We start from the raw sequence: 18120 nt of genomic DNA, 5'->3' as shown, positions 1-18120 counted from the left end.
GCTGGGGCCAACGCTAGGGTCTGATGCTTAGCCCCGAGGCTTGGGTTTGAAAAGAGGAGCTGAAGAGAGGGGTTGAAGAAAAGCCCTAGCCGTTGGCGGTAAGTGCCTGGCGCAGCATCTCGCGCACCGGCGCCGTATCGGGACGGCGGTTACGCCACTGATAGAAAGACTCGGCGGCCTGCTCGACGAGCATTCCCAGGCCATCCACGCCGCGGGCGCCGCGCTCGGATGCCCAGGCCAGGAAGACCGTGGGCTTGGCGCCGTACATCATGTCGTAGGCGGTGGCGCCGGGGGCGAACAGATCGTCAGGTAGCGGCGGCAGGTCGCCGCCAAGGCTCGCGCTGGTGCCATTGATCACCACATCGAAGGGCCCCGTCACGGCGTCGAAGCCACCGCCATGCAGGCGGGTCTGGCCGTCATTCAGCGCGGCAAAGTCCGTGGCCAGGCCACTCGCCTTCTCGGCGGTGCGGTTGGCGATCATCACCTCGGCGGGCCCTTCAGCCAGCAGCGGCTCGATCACCCCTCGCACCGCGCCGCCGGCGCCCAGCACCAGCACCCGGGCGCCGGCAAGCGTGACGCCGTGGTGCTGAAGGTCCCGCACCAGGCCAATCCCGTCGGTAGTGTCGCCAAAGGTGCGCCCATCCTTGCCGAGTACCAGGGTGTTCACTGCCCCGGCTCGTCGGGCACGGGGGCTCAGTACCTCGCAGAGGCGAAAGGCCTCTTCCTTGAAGGGTACGGTGACGTTGGCACCACGACCGCCCGCCGCCACGAAGTCGCGCCAGGCGCCGGCGAAGTCGTCCCGGGGCGCTTCGATGGCGGTGTACGTCATGGTATCGCTGCTCTGGGCGGCGAAAGCCGAGTGGATCTGCGGCGACTTGGAATGGCCGATTGGGTGGCCGAACACGCAGTAGCGATCGCTCATGCCTCGCCCTCCTCGGCGCTCGCGGCTTCCTCAGCTTCGGCAAGCCAGTCCCGGGGCCGCAGGTAATCCTGGTAGAGCACTTCTTCAGGGCTGCCCGATTCAGGCGTCCAGCCATAGTGCCAGTGGGCCGCCGGCGGCATCGACATCAGGATCGATTCGGTGCGACCGCCGCTTTGCAGACCGAACAGGGTGCCGCGGTCCCAGACCAGATTGAACTCCACGTAGCGCCCGCGCCGGTAGAGCTGGAAGTTGCGCTCCCGCTCGCCATAGTCGTCGTCGCGACGGCGCTTGACGATCGGCAGGTAGGCGTCGAGAAAGCTGTCGCCCACCGCTCGCTGGAAGGCGAAGCAATCATCGAAGCCCCCCTCGTTGAGATCATCGAAGAAGAGCCCGCCCACTCCGCGGGTCTCATCGCGGTGCTTCAAGTAGAAATACTCATCGCACCAGGTCTTGTAGCGGGTATATACGCCCTCACCGAAGGGCGCGCAGGCGTCCCTGGCCACCCGATGCCAGTGCACCACATCCTCGAACACCGGATAGAAGGGCGTCAGGTCGTAGCCGCCGCCGAACCACCAGACCGGGGCCTCGCCTTCTTTCTCGGCGATGAAGAAGCGCACGTTACCGTGACTAGTCGGCACATGAGGGTTGGTCGGGTGCAGCACCCACGACACGCCGACCGCGTGGAAGCTGCGACCGGCGAGCTCGGGGCGCGCCGCGCTGGCCGAGGCAGGCAGTTCGGCGCCATATACATGGGAGAAGTTGACGCCGCCCTTCTCGAAGACGGCGCCGTTCTCGATTACCCGCGAACGTCCACCGCCACCGGAGGGGCGGTCCCAGGCGTCTTCACGAAAATCGGCGCCGCCGTCCTCGGCGGCCAGTGCCGCGCACAGGCGGTCCTGCAGGTCGAGCAGGTAGGTCTTGACGGCATCGAGATGGGCGTGTGCCACATGGCCTCCAGTCACAGCTTCAAAGTGGGAATAGGGGTCACCGAGGCGGCGATCAAACCTCAAGCGTCGCCGCCCGGTTTTCAGTCTCGCAGCACGCGGCCGCTGACCAGGTCACGGATGGTGCTCGGCTTGGGATGATCGCCTAGCGGCCCATCGAGCACCGCCGCAACGCCGTTACCGAGGGAATCGCGCACGGCCGAGGCCGTCAGCGCCGGCGGCTCGCCGGTCCGGTTGGCAGAGGTCGACACGATCGGGCCGCCATAGGCCTCGCAGAGCCTGGCCACCAGCGGATGATCGCTGACCCTCAGCGCCACGCTCTGGTGGGCGCCGCGCAGCAGGGGATGCGAGCGGCCATTGTCCGGCACCAGCCAGGTGTTGGGGCCGGGCCAGCTCGCCACCAGCGGCGCATGCTGCTCGGCGGGCAGCCCGTCGAGCCAGGGTGCAAGCTGCGCGATGTGGCCCGCGATCAGGATCAGCCCCTTGGCAGGATCGCGCTCCTTGAGGCGCAGCAGCGCCGTCAACGCCCGCTCATTGTCGGGGTCACAGCCAAGGCCCCAGACCGCTTCGGTCGGGTAGGCAATCACGCCACCGGCGTCTAGGGCATCCACTGCGGCCTTAAGCGCGGCGTCGAGGGCGGGAGTGTCGGTCATCGGCGATCCTATGTATCGAAAGAACTGGGCGTCGAAAACATCTGGGCATCGGGAGCAACTGACGCAAAGTCTATCATGTGCGCCCCGCCCGAGGGGCCGCTGAGCTGTTACAGAAGACGCCCGGACAGGCGGACCCAGCCGCCTACCGCCTGGGTGGCCAGCCCCTCGATTTCAAGCTCGAGCAGCCGCCGCTGACAGTGTCCGACATCCTGACCGGTGAGCTCGACCAGAACATCCAGCGGCGTGGGGCGCTCGCTCAGCAACTCGAGCAGCGGATCTTGGGGGCCGGCATCGCTCGCCGCAGGGACATGCGTCACCTGGCGTGTGCGGGCAGGCGCATCAATCGAACCGATAGCCGCTGCCCCGGCCCAGGGCGGCAACTCCTCGAGGATATCCTCGATGCCGGTTACCAGGGTCGCCCCCTGGCGAATCAGCCCCAGACAGCCCCTGGCCTGGGGATTGTGGATCGAGCCCGGCAGGGCAAATACCTCGCGGTTCTGCTCCATGGCAAGCCGGGCGCTGACCAGCGAGCCACTCTTCTCGGCGGCCTCGACCACCAGCACCCCGAGCGACAGCCCGGTGACGATGCGGTTGCGGCGGGGAAAGAAGGCCGGACGAGCCCGAGTGCCTGGCGGGTGCTCCGAGAGCAGCAGCCCGCCCTCGCCCTGCAGGCGGCGATGCAGCGCCTCATGGCGCGGCGGATAGACCACATCGACCCCGCAGCCCAACACCGCCACGCTCGCGCCGCCGGCATCCAGGGCCGCACGCTGGGCGGCACCGTCGATACCCAGTGCCATGCCGCTGACGGTGGCATAGCCCTGGCCCGCCAGGTCGCGACCAAAGGCGGCGGCGCTCTCAAGCCCATCGCGAGTGGGCCGTCGGGAACCGACAATGGCCAGTGCTGGTGGCGTCAGGGCGGCGAGGTCGCCGCAGGCCCACAGCACGGCGGGTGGATCGGGCAGTTCATCGAGCAGTGCAGGCCAACACGAGTGGCCAGGATGCAGAAGGGCGTGATGAACAGAGGCGGCAAGCCAGCCATCGAGGGCGTCCACGGCTGGCGCCAGGGGGCTGCGATCGGGATGGTCGAGCCACAGCCTGAGCGCCGTGGCGGCGGGTCGCGGCAGCAGCGCCAGCCAGCCCTCGGGCCAGCTCTCGAGACATTCCGGCGCGCGTTCGCGCAGGGTCTGAATGCGCCGCGGCCCGAGCCCCGGCAGCAGCGATAGTACCAGCCAGTCCTTGGCCGTCATCACGCCGTCCTCTTTATTTAGATAGCGTCCGCTAATGATTGAGATGATGTCAGCTAACTCTAAAAGTGTCTGTCTCACCTCAATGAATACAGGTCCATCGAATCGGGGGTGTGCACGCGATCACCGACCTCAAGGGTGCGGTTGGCTTGCATGACCAGGCCGTAGCTGACCCGGTCGTAGCTGCGAAAGACCATCACCAGACCGGCATCGACGCCCGGCAGGCGCACCGGCTCTTCGGTTCGGGGGTCGCTGACCAGCTCGCCCTGCTGTTCGATGGCCAGCACATGGCCTGGCTTGACGCCGTCGCGGGTGCCGGCATCCAGCGCCACGACGTGCAGCCGGCCGATGAAACGAACGCCGCCCGGCACGGCGAGGATGCGACCCTCGACCGCTTGTTCAGGCGGGCGAGGCTGAAACTCGCCGGTCAGTTCGAGCTGCTCCAGCGGCATCACCAGATCACCGTCGCGCACCTCCTGGCGGGAAGTGAGCAGCGCAAGCTTGCTGAGTTCACCCTCGCGACTGGACAGGCGGCCCTCGCCGATGCTGATCAGCTCCTGACCGAGGAACGCGCCCTGGCCGTCGCGGTAGACCTCACCGGGCCGGTAGATGCCGTAGCGGCCATCGCGCTTAAGCTCCCCGCGCACAAAAACGCTATCGCCGGCACCGCTGATCAGCCGCTTGTCGCCGCTGGCTACCACATAAGGTTGCTCGGCCAGGTTGAACGAGGCATCGACGATACGATGCCTCGTCAGGAAGTTCTCGACCACCTCAAGAGGAAGCGGCGGGATGGCCTGACGGCGAGGGATGCGCTTCACTTCGGGCGACAGCTTGACCACGTTCTGGCCGCGTTCGAGCCCCAGGCAGGGTCGACCATCACAGTCTCGAATGACGATCACGTCACCCGGATAGATCAGGTGCGGGTTGTCGATCTGCGGATTGACCTGCCAGACCTGCGGCCACTGCCAGGGATGATTCAGAAAGCGCCCGGAAATGTCCCAGAGGGTATCGCCGCGAACCACGGTGTAGCGCTGGGGCGCGTCATCGCGCAGCATCCTTTCCTGAGCATGCACCAGGCCCGCGGCGAGCAGGCCAATAACCAGCACCGCCACGGCCCCTGACCACCTGACGGCGGCATGCGGCTTCTGGTGTTGGTCATGGCCTCGCCCCATACCAATGGCATTGCCCAGTTCCGTCAGGATACGTCTGGACCGCCGCCGTGTTTGCGTCATTTCGTGCTCCCTCATCCTCGGCGCGCGGCCGGGCATCACGTTAGAAGTCGTTGGCGCCATCAGTGTATCCTTGGCGCTGCGCCTCGGCCACGCTCGCCGGGCAGGGACAACGGCTTCGCCGTCTCGCCATCGTCCTTAGACTGACACCTTACCTAGACTGACACCTTACCTGGCCTCGTCATCTTACCGAGACTCGACGCCCCACTTAGGCTCGTCATCGTACCTTGGATACGTACATGGAATACGCACCTGGAATCCTGCATGGAATAGTCGCGTCCTATCGTGACCATAATATGGATAGCGGTTCCGTTCGCCGAGCCCGGCCACTACAATACGAGTAATATCTCAGAATTTTACCTACGGTGATTTCAACGTCATGGCCAAGTTACCCATCCTCGAGTTCCCGGACGAGCGCCTGCGCACTCATGCGGTGGCGGTCGACACCGTCGACGACGACGTTCGTCAGCTGGTCGACGACATGCTGGAGACCATGTATGACGCCCAAGGCATTGGTCTGGCGGCAAGCCAGGTCGATGTGCATCGTCGCGTCATCGTGATGGACGTCAGCGAGAACCGTAACGAGCCCCTGGTGCTGATCAACCCCGAGTACACGCCGATCGGCGATGAGCGCGAGCCGATGCAGGAAGGTTGCCTGTCGATCCCCGAGTACTACGCCGAAGTGCCGCGTGCCCTGCGCGTTCACCTCAAGGCACTGGATCGTGACGGCAGCGCCTACGAGCTCGAAGCCGACGGCCTGCTGGCCCACTGCATTCAGCACGAGTACGACCACCTGGAAGGACGGCTGTTCGTCGATTACCTGTCACCGCTCAAGCGTGACCGGGTGATGAAGAAAATGCAGAAGCGCCATCGTCAGATGCAGCCCGCCTGAGCGCCAGCCCTTCCAGAGTCAGGTCAGATTCTGGCCTGCCGAAGGCCGGCCCCGTCACGCTGACGCGGCCGGCCTTCGTCGTTGTCGGCGGCGTTACGCTATGCTGTCGCCCACCCTGATCGTTTTGACCCAGCAAGGCCTTTCATGACCCGACCCCTGCGCGTGATCTTCGCCGGCACCCCCGACTTCGCCGCGGCCAGCCTCGATGCTCTGCTCGACAGCGACCATCAAGTGGTGGCCGTCTATACCCAGCCCGACCGCCCCGCCGGGCGCGGCCGCAAGCTGACCCCGAGCCCCGTCAAGGCGCGGGCACTGGAGCACGGCCTGCCGGTCCATCAGCCCGTCTCGCTCAAGGACGCCGACGCCCAGGCCGAGCTCGCCGCCATCGACGCCGACATCATGGTGGTGGTGGCCTACGGGCTGCTGCTGCCCCAGGCGGTGCTCGACATACCGCCGATGGGCTGCCTGAACGTGCATGCCTCGCTGCTGCCGCGTTGGCGCGGTGCCGCACCGATCCAGCGCGCTCTCGAGGCCGGCGATACGGAAAGCGGCGTAACCATCATGCAGATGGATGCCGGGCTGGATACCGGCGCCATGCTGCTCGAACGGCGCACGCCGCTGGATGTCACCACCACCGGCGGCGATCTGCATGACCGCCTGGCAGCACTCGGCGGCGAGGCGATCGTGGCGGCACTAAACGCCCTCGCCGGCCCCGGCCTGACCGCCACCCCGCAGCCCGAGGACGGCGTGACCTACGCCGCCAAGCTCTCCAAGGCCGAAGGTGAGCTCGATTTCACCGCCCCGAGCGAGGCCCTGGCCGCCAAGGTGCGCGCCTTCAACCCCTGGCCGGTGGCCTGGACACGGCTCGCCGGCGAGCCGCTGCGGCTGTGGCTGGCCGAACCCGGTCGCGCGGAAGCCAATGACCCTACCGTCGCCCCCGGCACGCTGCTACCCGCCGCTGGCGATGCCCTGCGCGTGGCCTGCGGTGCGGGCGGCGACGAGGTGCTGCGGATCACCCGCGCCCAGTTACCCGGCGGCAAGCCGCTGGCGGCCCGTGATCTGCTCAATGCTCGCGGCGAGCGCTTCGCGCCGGGCATTCACCTTGGCGACACCAACCAGGAGACCTCTTCATGAGTCAGGCCAAGGATAACCGCCGTCAGGACGCCAAGTCCGACCATTCCAAGTCCGACCATTCAAAGCCCAGCGGTGGCAAGCCCAACAATGCCAAGCGCCGACCCGGCAAGGGCAAGAGCCAGCATCAGGCGTCCACCGACGGCCAGGGCGGCCAGGGGCTGCGTGCCGAAGCGGCCCGCGCGCTGGTGCCGATCCTCAATGCCAAGGGGTCACTTTCCGGCCTCGACGACAGCCGCGTGGCGCCCCGCGACCGGGCGCTGTTGCGCGAGATCTGCTACGGCGTCTGCCGGACCCTGCCGCGCCTCGAAGCGCTGGCCGGCGTGTTGCTGAGGAGTCCCTTCAAGGCTCGCGACACCGATATCCAGGCGCTGCTGCTGGTGGGCATCTATCAGCTTCTCTACCTGCGCATTCCGGCCCACGCCGCAGTAGGCGAGACCGCCGGCGCCGCCCGCCTGCTCAACAAGGCCTGGGCGACCCGCGTGCTCAACGGCTGCCTGCGCCGGCTACAGCGCGAGGCAAGCGAGATGCAGGCCAAGGTTGATCGTGACCCGGCGGTCGCCCTGCTGCATCCGGTGTGGTGGCTCAAGGCGTTGCGTCAGGCATGGCCAGACGACTGGCGCGAGATCGCCATCGCCAACAACCAGCCGGGGCCGATGACGCTGCGGGTCAACCGGCGCCGTTCCAGTCAGGAAACCTACCTGGAGCGCTTGCGCGAGACCGATATCGAAGCGCGGCCCTGCCAGCACGCCCCGGATGGCCTGACCCTCGACGCTCCCTGCGACGTCAGCGCCCTGCCAGGCTTCACAGAGGGCGAGGTGAGCGTCCAGGACGAGGCCGCCCAGCTCGCCGTGGAGCTGCTCGGCCCGGCCCTGGCGCCGCGTCCCGGTGCCCGCGTACTGGACGCCTGCTGTGCGCCCGGCGGCAAGACCGCTCACCTGCTCGAAGCCTTCGATATCTCGCTTCGCGCCCTGGACAGCAGCGCCGAGCGCCTGCACCGGGTCGATGCCACCCTGGAGCGCCTAGGCCTCACGGCACAGGTCAGCGCCGCCGATGCCAGCGAGCAGGACTGGTGGGACGGCATCCCCTATGATGCCATTCTGCTCGATGCGCCCTGCTCCGGCAGCGGCGTGATCCGCCGTCACCCCGACATCAAGCGGCTGCGCCGGCCCGAGGATATCGGCCAGCTGGCGGCCCTGCAGGCGAGGCTGCTCGACAATCTGTGGCAGACCCTGGCCCCCGGCGGCACCCTGGTGTACGCCACTTGTTCGGTGCTGCCCGAGGAGAATGCCGAGCAGATCGCCGCCTTCCTTGAGCGCACGCCGGATGCCGTGGTCGACACGCCAGCGGACCTGCCCTGGGGACGTGCGGCGGGCGCCGGGCGCCAGCTGTTGCCGCGCGAGCACGGCCACGACGGCTTCTTCTATGCCCGGCTGACCCGTCAGGCCTAGGCACGTCAGGAATAGACACGTCAGGAATAGGCACGTCAGGAATAGGCACGTCAGGAATAGGCACGTCAGGAATAGACTCCGCCAGAAACAGGACCCGGCAAAGCAGGGGACGAGGACTGCGACCAAGCCTGCCAGGGTGACGGCCAGCCCTGCGGCTTGCGGACGAGCCTCGCTTGATGCCTATACTGGCGACAGAGCCCCGGCGCCGGCCGGGGCCTCTTCCACGGCAAAGGAGTGACCCATGTCCCACGTCTACAAGCATATCGAACTGACCGGTTCATCCAGCGAGAGCATCGAGGATGCAGTGAACCAGGCCATCGAGCGCGCCAGCCAGAGCCTGCACGGCATGCGCTGGTTCGAGGTGATCGAGACCCGCGGCCACATCGAAGACGGCCGCGTCGCCCACTGGCAGGTCACCGTCAAGGTCGGCTTCACGCTCGAATAAGCCTACGCACACACCCGCTAGAACACCGGCGAGTAAGCCACTGTGTCAACGCCAGAGCGCTTCTGCCCCGGCACGGCGACAGGCCGCTTTGCGAGGCCACCCAGCCTCACCCTGTCGCCCGCCCGGCGAGTGGTTTATGCTAGCCACCGCCTGCCGACGCCCCTCTCAGGCCGTCGGTCCATCAGCCTGCGGACACTTTCATGAAGATCATCATTCTAGGTGCTGGCCAGGTCGGCGGTACCCTGGCCGAACACCTGGCCCATGAAGAAAACGACATTACCGTGGTAGATACCGACGGCGAGCGCCTGCGTGAGCTGCATAGCCGTCTGGATATTCGCACGGTATCAGGTGCCGCCTCTTATCCGATGGTGCTGCGCCAGGCGGGCTGCGAAGACGCCGACATGCTGATCGCCGTGACCAACTCGGACGAAGTCAACATGATCGCCTGTCAGGTGGCGCACACCCTGTTTCGTACCCCGACCAAGATCGCCCGGGTGCGGGCGACGGCCTACCTGACGCGCAAGGGCCTGTTCGCCCACGATGCCGTGCCCATCGACGTGCTAATCAGTCCCGAGCAGGTGGTGACCGACCACATCCGCCGGCTGATCGATTATCCCGGCGCCCTGCAGGTGCTGGAGTTCGCGAACGGCATGGTGCAACTGGTCGCGGTCAAGGCATTCTACGGCGGTCCGCTGGTCGGTCAGGAACTCGGCTTCCTGCGTCGCCACATGCCCAAGGTGGATACTCGGGTAGCGGCCATCTATCGCCGCAACCGGCCGATCATTCCGCGCGGCGACACCGTCATCGAGGCCGATGACGAGGTGTTCTTCATCGCCGCCCGCCGCGACATCCGTTCGGTGATGAGCGAGCTGCGCCGCCTCGATCGTGACTTCCGCCGGGTGGTGATCGCTGGCGGCGGCCATATCGGTGAGCGTCTGGCCGAAACCCTCGAGCACAGTCACCAGGTCAAGATCATCGAGCATAGCCTTGAGCGCTGCACGACGCTGTCCGAGCGTCTCGATCGCACGGTGGTGCTGCACGGCAGCGCCACCAGCAAGCGGCTGCTGCTCGAGGAGAACATCGAGGACTGCGATATCTTCTGCGCGCTGACCAACGATGACGAGGTCAACATCATGTCGTCGATGCTGGCCAAGCGGCTGGGCGCCAAGAAGGTACTGACCCTGATCAACAACGCGGCCTACGTCGATCTGGTGCAGGGCGGCGAGATCGATATCGCCATCTCGCCCCAGCAGGCCACCATTGGCGGTCTGCTGACCCACGTGCGCCGCGGTGATATCGTCAACGTCCACTCGCTGCGCCGCGGTGCCGCCGAGGCCATCGAGGCGATCGCCCACGGCGACGTCCACTCCTCAAAGGTGGTGGGTCGGACCATCGACCATATCGACCTGCCCAGCGGCACCACCATTGGCGCCATCGTGCGCGGCAAGGAAGTACTGATCGCCCACGACGACGTGGTAGTAGAATCCGGCGACCATGTGATCCTGTTCGTGATCGACAAGCGCCGCATCCGTGACGTGGAGCGCTTGTTCCAGGTCGGTCTGACCTTCTTCTGATGGGGGATGGCCCCGTGCATGCCATCGCCCCTCGTTTCCAATGACAAGGACGGTCGCGCCATGAGCCTGCGCATGATCCTGCGCATTCTGGGGCTGTTGCTGATGCTGTTCAGCCTGACCCTGCTGCCCCCGATCCTGATCTCGCTGCTCTATGCCAATGGCGTCTGGAGCAGCTTTATCATCGCCATGGTCATCACCGTGGCCACCGGTGCGCTGCTGTACTGGCCCAATCGCAACGCCCGCAAGGAGCTGCGCACCCGCGACGGCTTCTTGATCGCCGCACTGTTCTGGACCGTGCTCGGCCTCTTCGGTGCGCTTCCGCTGATGCTGGACGGCGCCCAGGCGCTCTCGCCGACCGATGCGGTCTTCGAGTCGTTCTCGGGGCTGACGACCACCGGCGCCACCGTGATCACCGGCATCGACTTCCTGCCCGAGGGAATCCGCTACTACCGTCAGCAGCTGCAGTGGCTCGGCGGCATGGGGATCGTGGTCCTGGCCGTTGCCATCCTGCCGACGCTGGGCATCGGCGGCATGCAGCTTTACCGTACCGAGATTCCGGGGCCGCTGAAGGACTCCAAGCTGACCCCCAGAATCACAGAGACCGCCAAGGCACTGTGGTACATATACGCCACCCTGACCCTGACCTGCTTCGCCGCCTATTGGCTCGCTGGCATGAACTGGTTCGACGCCCTGGGCCACAGCTTTTCCACCGTAGCGATCGGCGGTTTCTCGACCTACGACACCAGCATCGGCCATTTCGACAGCGCCATGATCGAGATGATCTGCATCCTGTTCATGATCGTCTCGGCGATGAGCTACAGCCTGCACTTCGCCGCCTGGCGCGAGAAGCGCCTGTCTCAGTACCTGGCCGATCCAGAAGCCCGCTTTCTGCTGCTGTTCCTGCTGGGCCTGACCGTGGTCACGGTGTTCTCGCTGTGGCTGACCGGTACCTACACCGATATCCTCGGCCTGCGCCACGGCCTCTTCGAGGTCGTCTCGGTCGCCACCACCGCTGGCTTCGGCGTCGCTGACTTCTCCGTCTGGCCCGGCGCCCTGCCCTTCCTGCTGTTCGTCGCCGCCTTCGTCGGCGGCTGTTCCGGTTCCACCGGGGGCGGCATCAAGGTCATCCGCATCATCCTGATCCTGAAGCAGGGCATGCGTGAGGTGCTGCGCCTGATCCACCCCAATGCGGTGATCGCGGTGAAGATCGGCAAGGTCAGCGTCCCGGACAGCATCGCCCAGGCCGTTCTCGGTCTATGTGCTGCTGTTCTTCTTGATGCTGATCGGCGTGATGGCCACCGGCCTCGATCAGGTCACGGCCTGGTCCGCGGTGGCGGCCACCATCAACAACCTGGGCCCTGGGCTGGGTGAGGTGGCAAGCCACTACGGCGACATGCCGGACGCCGCCAAATGGATTCTGGTGGTAGCGATGCTGCTCGGCCGCCTGGAAATCTTCACCGTGCTGGTGCTCTTCACACCGGCCTTCTGGCGCCGCTAGCTGGGCCGACCGCCCTGCGGGGCTGGTTTGGCCTGGCCGCCAGCATCGTGGATAATCTTCTCTCCTAACCGTCTAGCGAGCGTCCATGACCGAATCTCAGGACATCACCACTGCCGAGCCTCAGGCAACAGGCCAGGGCCCACGCCGGGTGATCGTACGCGGCGATACCCGCTACACCCTGCTTGGCACCGCCCATGTCTCCGCCGAAAGCGCCAACGAAGTCCGCGAGCTGATCCGCTCCGGCGAGTTCGACGCCGTCGCCATCGAGCTGTGCGCGTCGCGCCACCAGAGCCTGGTCGAACCCGACGCCCTGGCCAATCAGGATCTGTTTCAGATCTTTCGCCAGGGCAAGGCCGGCATGGTCGCCGCCAGCCTGGCACTGGGTGCCTTCCAGCAGCGCGTCGCCGAGCAGTCGGGCATTGAGCCCGGCGCCGAGATGCGCGCGGCCCTGGAGGAAACCGACGGCGCCGGCCTGCCGCTGCTGCTGATCGATCGCGAGGTGGGGGTGACGCTCAAGCGCATCTACGCCAATGTGCCCTGGTGGCAGCGCTTCGGGCTGTTTTCGGGGCTGCTCGGCAGCGTGGTATCGCGTCAGGAAGTCTCCGCCGCCGACATCGAACGCCTCAAGGAAGGCGACGTGCTGGAGTCGACCTTCAACGAGTTCGCCGAACAGTCCGAGAGCCTCTATGCGCCGCTGATCCGTGAGCGCGACCGCTACATGGCGCTGCGTCTCGAGGAGCAGGCGCCTGCGCATTACCGCAACGTGCTGGTGATCATCGGCGCCGGCCACCTCAAGGGGATGGCCGAGCATCTTGAGGGAGACCTGCCGGCCGCCCCGCGGGCCGAACGCGAGACCCTGGAACAGACCCCGTCACGCTCGAAGGTCTGGAAGCTGCTGCCCTGGGCCATCACGCTGCTGGTGCTGTCGGGCTTCGCGCTAGGCTTCTCCAAGGACACCGGTCTCGGCTGGCAGCTGGTCGGCGAGTGGTTCCTGATCAACGGCATTCTCTCCGGACTGGGGGCCGCCATCGCCCTTGGCCACCCCGTCACGGTGATCGCCACCTTCTTCGCCGCTCCGCTGACCTCTCTCAACCCCACCATCGGCGCCGGCTTCGTGGCTGCCGGAGTCGAGCTCGCCATGCGCAAGCCCAAGGTGCGCGACTTCTCGACCCTACGCCATGATGTCGCCAGCCCCAAAGGCTGGTGGAAGAACCGCGTTTCCCGCACTCTGCTGGTGTTCCTGCTCTCCACGCTGGGCTCTGCCGCCGGCACCTGGATCGCCGGACTGCGCATCGCCGGGCAACTGATGGGCTGATTCAGCGCGCGGCATGATCTTGTGCCGAAGCGGCCAGCCTTCGGGCCGGCAGCCGTGACGCCACGGAGGTGCTGACACCGCGCGCATGCGACGACCCGCCCCTGTTACATCGTGTATATTGACCCCGGGGCTTCCCTGTCCCAGAGATGCACGATATCGCAGCTTGCGCACCGTATAGCGCTCAAGTGACCAGCCTGATCGGCCGATAGAGTAACAAACAGCAACATGGACGACCGCGGCGACGTCGGGTCGTGCTAACGATGACAGCGGCGTGTCGCGGGGAACCGGCAGCGCCCCCGCCCCGTGACGAGCGCGTTTCGCCACACCAGACCCAGAAGGCCAGACGCGATGCCACACCGGATGCATGAACACCAGCACCTGTTCTGGCTTCCTCGCTGGCGCTTCATGCAATGGCTGCTCTGCGACAGCCGCCTGCCAGAGGTCATACAGCAGCGCCTGCTGTCGGGGCCCAGCATTCAGTCATCGGTCATGTGGTCGGGAACGCTCTCTTCCCTGCTGATGACGCTGGTCGGCCTCTATCGCCATCAGGAACCGCTCTTCCTGCTCTGGTTTCTGCTCACGCTCGTTTTCTCGAGTTACCGCGTCTGGCTGCATTACTGTGCCCAGCGGCAATGGCGTACGCAGCGTGTCGCCACGCTCAGCGATCAGATCCACCTGACCAACCTGCTATGGAGCGCCACCACCGGTCTTGGCACCGCGCTCTGCCTGCTCAGCGGTGATGCCGTCTTGCAGGTACTGTCGATCCCCTCGATGGTCGTCATGGCAACCGCCACGGCCAGTTTCGCTCATGGCACCCCGCGCTTTGCCATGCTGCAGATCCTGCTGCTGGACCTGCCACTGAAGCTCGCCGTCCCCTTCCAGCCGGAGCCGTGGTTCTGGGTGTTCCTGCTGCAGGCGCCCTTCTTCTGGATGGCCATGCACATGATGATTCACGCCCTGCATGCCACCTCGACGCAGGCGCTGCTCGGGGAGTATCACAGCCGCCGCCTGGCGAGCCTGGATCCGCTGACCGAATTGCTCAATCGTGACGGCTGGTTTCGCGAGGCCTTGGCGATCAGGGGCGCAGGCCGGGGGCCCTTTCCCGTCAGCCTGCTCTATACGGACCTCGACGGCTTCAAGGGCATCAACGATACCTACGGCCATACGGTAGGCGATGACGTCCTTTGCCAGGTCGCCGACCTGATGCGTGAAACCTATCGCCGTCACGACATCCTGGCCCGCTGGGGCGGCGATGAGTTCGTGATCCTGCTACCGGGCATCGATCCCGAGTCGAGCCGCGTGAGCGCACAGCGACTGATCGATGCGGTCGCCGGCATCAGCCAGCGCTATCCGGGGCTAGGGCTCAGTGTCGGCGTGGTGCATTGCGCGGACTGGCGCGGCACCGACCGGGCACGGCTCGAGAGCCTGCTCTCCCAGGCCGACCGCGCCCTCTACCAAGCCAAGCATCACGGCAAGGGCCGCTTCGAGGAACTCGGCGAGCCGGCATAGACGCCAGCCCGGACGAGCATGGCGCTAGCCGCGCCGCGCCAGCAACCGCTCCATGGCCGGCGTCGGCGCCGACAGGCGGCTATGCCGTCGGCTGGCGCCGTAGCTGTCGTTGAAGGCATCGAAGTAATCATCCAGCACCTGGCCCGCCTCGCCGTCGCCGGCCTGTCGAAGAAGTTCCGCGGCCACTTCGGCGGTGCACAGGTGCGCCTTGGAGGCAGGCTTGCGCAGCCGATAGCGGGTCTCGCGCTCGGTCGCCAGCGGCAGCACCGGCAGGCGATCGAGATAGCCACTGCGTCGGAAGATGCGTCGTGCCTGGCGCCAGGTGCCGTCGAGGATGATGAACACCGGCATCCTCGCCCCAGCGCCGGTCGCGGGATCCTTGGCATCATGCACCGCCTGCATGCCCACCACCCGATCGGCGTAGTCGGGCTGATCGTCGGGGAAGATCACGAAAGGGGCGAAACGCTCATCGGCGAGCAGTTCGAGCAGCTGCTCGTCCGGTGCCGTGCGATACCAGGTAAAGACCTCGGTGCTCGGCAGCACGTCGGCGATCAACCGCCCGGTGTTGGTCGGTTTCAGGTGCTCAAGCGAATGGGTAATCAACCAGAAGCGCGTCAGGCTCTCGGCTTGCACCCGATAGGGGCAGAGACAGTTCAGCGCCGGCAAACGGCAGATATCACAGCGTGTCACGGTGCTGCCCCGAGCCTTGAACTCACGCCGCGCTGGGCGAGCCGGATCGGCGTCAGGCTCGTCAGTAGAGCCCTCAGCAGCCCCGGCAGTAGAGCCCTCAGCAGCCCCGGTAAAAGAGCCATCCGAAGCCCCAGTAGCGGGATCTTGGTAAGGCTCAGTAGCGAGAGGCTCGGTAGCGGGAGGATCAGAGAATCCGTCGGCCGTGTCGGCCTCTGGCGTATCGTCGGTGGACGGGCCGGCGGTCTCGCCCGCCGGCTCGGTAATGTCATTCATGGCGTAATCGGGCTCGAGCGTGGTCGCTGGATAGACCGCGCATTCTAGCATGCGCGGTCTGCCCCTGACGCTGACGCCGCCTGGCCTAGCGCGACGCAGTGGCCGGCGTATGCTGACCCACCGGACGCCGCTTCCAGTAGCCGGCCAGCAATGAGCCAGACACGTTGTGCCACACCGAGAACAGCGCGCCAGGAAGCGCCGCACTTGCCGAGAAGAACTGGCTGGCCAGCGCCACCGCGAGGCCGGAATTCTGCATGCCTACCTCGATGGCCACGGTGCGCGCGATGCGCTCCTCGAAGCCCGCCAGACGCGCCAGACCATAGCCGCCGGCCAGGCCGATGCCGTTGTGCAGCACCACCGCCAGCGCCACCAGCGGCCCAAGCGTCAGCAGGCGGTCGGCGTTAAGGCCCACCACGATGGCGATGATCAGCACGATGGCGGCCATGGCAAGCGTGGCCAACATCGGCTCGACCCGGCGAACTCGGTCGCCCATCAGGTGGTGAACCACCACGCCCAGGGCGATCGGCGCGATGACCAGCTGGGCGATGCTCATGAACATTCCCGCCACCGGCACGGCGATGCTCTCACCGACCAGCAACCAGGTCAGCAGCGGCGTGGCGGCCACCGAGACCAGAGTGGAAGCCAGCGTCATCGACACCGACAGCGCCACATGGCCACCGGCCAACCAGGCCATCACATTGGAGGCAGTACCGCCGGCGGTAGCGCCGACCAGCACCATACCGGTGGTCAGGGCCGGGTCGAGCCCCAGCAGTTTCGAGACCAGGAGCGCTGCCAGCGGCATCAGCGTGAACTGCAGCACGATGCCCACCGCTACCGGCTTCGGGGCGCGCACCACGCCGAGAAAATCCTGGCGCGACAGGGTCAGGCCCATGGCAAACATGATCAGCGCCAGCAGCAGCTTGATCTGGCCGGCAAGTCCGGTAAACCAGTCCGGCTGCCAGGCGGCGCACTAGGCAAAGAGGATCGCCCACACGGGAAAGAGGCGATTGAGGCGTTCGAAGGCGTGCATGAGGTGTCCTAGACGTTGCGTGATGAGAAAAGGCCAGGTCGATCCCTGGCCGTCAGGCCGTTGAGACGGCTCTTGATATCCCGGCTGAGACGCATTCTTCCACGTCGACAGCGAAGCGGGACGCCCATCATGCCGTATGCGCGCTAACGAATGAAGGCGTGCCCCGGTATCCGGGGCACGCCTTCTTCGTAGGCCTTGGAAAATGGCCTCGTGCTGGGCGCTGCTTACTCGCCAGAGGCAGCCGCCGGGTCATGGCTGTAATTCACCGGCAGCCACTCATAGCCCTCGCCATCGGCACGCAGATGGCCGATGCCGGGAAAGGACAGGTGCGCGCCGGCGACCCAGTCACCTTCTTCGGCGACGGTGGCGAATACCGCCTTGCGCGCCTCGCGGGCCTGATCAGGGGTACTGTCGAAATCGATGGTGACGTCCGGATGCGGGAACTGCACCGCAGCGGCATGCATGGTGTCGCCCCACAGCACCAGGGTCTCGCCGTTGCTCTCGACACGATAGGTGCTGTGCCCCGGCGTATGGCCCGGATGTTCCTCGGCATAGATGCCCGGCGCGAGCTCGCTGTTGCCCTCGAAGGCCTCGAAGGCGCCGGCCTCGATGTAGGGGTTAATGGAGGCCATCGCGCCCTGGAAGAACCCCTTCTGGCCTTCCGGCGCGGCCTCGAGCTGGGCCGGGTCGAGCCAGAAGTCGACATCGTCCTGATCGGCATGCAGGGTCGCGTTGGGGAAGGCCCGCGACTCGCCGTCCATTAGCCCGCCCACATGGTCCGGGTGCATATGGGTCAGGTAAATCTCATCGACCTGCTCGGGCTGGTAGCCGGCCGCTTCAAGGCTCGCCCCCAACTTGCCAAGACTCGGCCCAAAGAGCGTGCCGGCCCCGGTGTCCACCAGCACCAGATTGTCGCCGGTGTTGATCAGGAAGGCGTTGACCGAGGTTTCTACCGGCACATTCAGGTAGGCATCCTCGAATATCGCTTTGGCCTCATCGGCGGGCATGTGCAGCAATTCGTGCATCGGCAGGTTGACGGTGCCGTCGCTAAGCGCCGTTACCTCGACGTCGCCTAGCATCATGCGGTAGTAACCGGGGTTGGCCCCATCGGCCATATCGCCAGCGGCGACGGCCGGCGCACTGGCGGCAAGCCCCAGTACGGTCGCGGTGGCCAGCGGCAAGGTGGTGCGCATCACAAAAGCGGTCATGGCAATCTCCTGTTCGAGTGTCGGGCGGTGACAAACAACTTGGACATTAAGCTAGCGGACAAATAAATCTTGTACAAGGTAAAGCCGGCGCTCTCTGCTCCCACCCTGCCGT

Annotated in this window: 13 protein-coding genes and 3 pseudogenes; 8 read left to right on the top strand and 8 right to left on the bottom strand. The window is 66.0% G+C overall.

From position 1 onward, the window contains the following. Positions 1-85: 85 nt before the first annotated feature. From aroE to BCL93_RS09820, 5 genes are all read right to left on the bottom strand, one after another. On the bottom strand, positions 86-922 hold the full coding sequence (gene aroE / locus BCL93_RS09840; protein ID WP_112055105.1) for a shikimate dehydrogenase: 837 nt from the start codon (positions 920-922) through the stop codon (positions 86-88). After that, a complete protein-coding gene (gene hemF, locus BCL93_RS09835; RefSeq protein ID WP_112055104.1) occupies positions 919-1869 on the bottom strand; it encodes an oxygen-dependent coproporphyrinogen oxidase in 951 nt (316 codons plus the stop codon). The genes aroE and hemF overlap by 4 nt, the downstream gene beginning before the upstream one ends. A gap of 80 nt (positions 1870-1949) precedes the next feature. Continuing rightward, a complete protein-coding gene (locus BCL93_RS09830) occupies positions 1950-2519 on the bottom strand; it encodes an L-threonylcarbamoyladenylate synthase (RefSeq protein ID WP_112055103.1) in 570 nt (189 codons plus the stop codon). A gap of 107 nt (positions 2520-2626) precedes the next feature. Then, positions 2627-3766, bottom strand: a complete 1140-nt coding sequence (dprA, locus tag BCL93_RS09825) for a DNA-processing protein DprA (RefSeq protein ID WP_112055102.1) — start codon at positions 3764-3766, stop codon at positions 2627-2629. 74 nt (positions 3767-3840) lie between these two features. Next, complete coding sequence (locus BCL93_RS09820; protein WP_112055190.1) at positions 3841-4935, bottom strand: LysM peptidoglycan-binding domain-containing protein; 1095 nt, start codon at positions 4933-4935, stop codon at positions 3841-3843. 436 nt (positions 4936-5371) lie between these two features. Between BCL93_RS09820 and def the strand changes: the two genes are divergently transcribed. The 8 genes and pseudogenes from def (at position 5372) to BCL93_RS09780 (ending at position 14807) form a co-directional block, all read left to right on the top strand. Then, on the top strand, positions 5372-5884 hold the full coding sequence (gene def, locus BCL93_RS09815; RefSeq protein WP_112055101.1) for a peptide deformylase: 513 nt from the start codon (positions 5372-5374) through the stop codon (positions 5882-5884). A 144-nt stretch (positions 5885-6028) separates the two neighbouring features. Continuing rightward, positions 6029-7018: a methionyl-tRNA formyltransferase gene (fmt, locus tag BCL93_RS09810; protein WP_112055100.1), complete on the top strand. Its 990-nt coding sequence runs from the start codon at positions 6029-6031 to the stop codon at positions 7016-7018. Further along, on the top strand, positions 7015-8466 hold the full coding sequence (rsmB, locus tag BCL93_RS09805) for a 16S rRNA (cytosine(967)-C(5))-methyltransferase RsmB (RefSeq protein ID WP_112055099.1): 1452 nt from the start codon (positions 7015-7017) through the stop codon (positions 8464-8466). Before fmt ends, rsmB begins: the two co-directional genes overlap by 4 nt. 241 nt (positions 8467-8707) lie before the next feature. Continuing rightward, positions 8708-8911 carry a dodecin gene (locus BCL93_RS09800; RefSeq protein WP_112055098.1) on the top strand — a complete coding sequence of 68 codons (204 nt, stop codon included), beginning with the start codon at positions 8708-8710 and terminating at the stop codon, positions 8909-8911. A gap of 200 nt (positions 8912-9111) precedes the next feature. Then, complete coding sequence (gene trkA / locus BCL93_RS09795) at positions 9112-10485, top strand: Trk system potassium transporter TrkA (RefSeq protein ID WP_112055097.1); 1374 nt, start codon at positions 9112-9114, stop codon at positions 10483-10485. Positions 10486-10491: 6 nt separating this feature from the next. Next, positions 10492-11983: pseudogene (locus BCL93_RS09790) on the top strand (TrkH family potassium uptake protein). Positions 11984-12068: 85 nt separating this feature from the next. Further along, positions 12069-13298 (top strand): TraB/GumN family protein, encoded by a 1230-nt coding sequence (locus BCL93_RS09785; protein ID WP_112055096.1) that lies wholly within the window; start codon positions 12069-12071, stop codon positions 13296-13298. A gap of 348 nt (positions 13299-13646) precedes the next feature. After that, positions 13647-14807 carry a GGDEF domain-containing protein gene (locus BCL93_RS09780; protein ID WP_112055095.1) on the top strand — a complete coding sequence of 387 codons (1161 nt, stop codon included), beginning with the start codon at positions 13647-13649 and terminating at the stop codon, positions 14805-14807. 24 nt (positions 14808-14831) lie between these two features. Here the strand turns inward: BCL93_RS09780 and BCL93_RS09775 are convergent. The 3 genes and pseudogenes from BCL93_RS09775 to BCL93_RS09765 form a co-directional block, all read right to left on the bottom strand. Continuing rightward, positions 14832-15551, bottom strand: a pseudogene (locus BCL93_RS09775) (tRNA-uridine aminocarboxypropyltransferase); the annotation flags it as partial. A 304-nt stretch (positions 15552-15855) separates the two neighbouring features. Beyond that, a pseudogene (locus BCL93_RS09770) lies at positions 15856-16800 on the bottom strand (bile acid:sodium symporter family protein). Positions 16801-17024: 224 nt separating this feature from the next. Further along, positions 17025-18008: an MBL fold metallo-hydrolase gene (locus tag BCL93_RS09765; protein ID WP_112055094.1), complete on the bottom strand. Its 984-nt coding sequence runs from the start codon at positions 18006-18008 to the stop codon at positions 17025-17027. Positions 18009-18120 lie beyond the last annotated feature (112 nt).

The sequence above is a fragment of the Onishia taeanensis genome, assembly GCF_003268885.1.
Classification (GTDB): Bacteria; Pseudomonadota; Gammaproteobacteria; order Pseudomonadales; family Halomonadaceae; genus Onishia; species Onishia taeanensis_A.
This window is presented reverse-complemented; position numbering and strand designations above follow the sequence as displayed.

Coding starts and splice junctions, on each gene's coding strand:
- BCL93_RS09830 (WP_112055103.1), bottom strand. CDS start 2,519: ATGACCGACACTCCCGCCCTCGACGCCGCGCTTAAGGCCGCAGTGGAT.
- fmt (WP_112055100.1), top strand. CDS start 6,029: ATGACCCGACCCCTGCGCGTGATCTTCGCCGGCACCCCCGACTTCGCC.
- trkA (WP_112055097.1), top strand. CDS start 9,112: ATGAAGATCATCATTCTAGGTGCTGGCCAGGTCGGCGGTACCCTGGCC.
- rsmB (WP_112055099.1), top strand. CDS start 7,015: ATGAGTCAGGCCAAGGATAACCGCCGTCAGGACGCCAAGTCCGACCAT.
- BCL93_RS09780 (WP_112055095.1), top strand. CDS start 13,647: ATGCCACACCGGATGCATGAACACCAGCACCTGTTCTGGCTTCCTCGC.
- BCL93_RS09820 (WP_112055190.1), bottom strand. CDS start 4,935: ATGGGGCGAGGCCATGACCAACACCAGAAGCCGCATGCCGCCGTCAGG.
- BCL93_RS09785 (WP_112055096.1), top strand. CDS start 12,069: ATGACCGAATCTCAGGACATCACCACTGCCGAGCCTCAGGCAACAGGC.
- dprA (WP_112055102.1), bottom strand. CDS start 3,766: ATGACGGCCAAGGACTGGCTGGTACTATCGCTGCTGCCGGGGCTCGGG.
- aroE (WP_112055105.1), bottom strand. CDS start 922: ATGAGCGATCGCTACTGCGTGTTCGGCCACCCAATCGGCCATTCCAAG.
- def (WP_112055101.1), top strand. CDS start 5,372: ATGGCCAAGTTACCCATCCTCGAGTTCCCGGACGAGCGCCTGCGCACT.
- BCL93_RS09800 (WP_112055098.1), top strand. CDS start 8,708: ATGTCCCACGTCTACAAGCATATCGAACTGACCGGTTCATCCAGCGAG.
- BCL93_RS09765 (WP_112055094.1), bottom strand. CDS start 18,008: ATGACCGCTTTTGTGATGCGCACCACCTTGCCGCTGGCCACCGCGACC.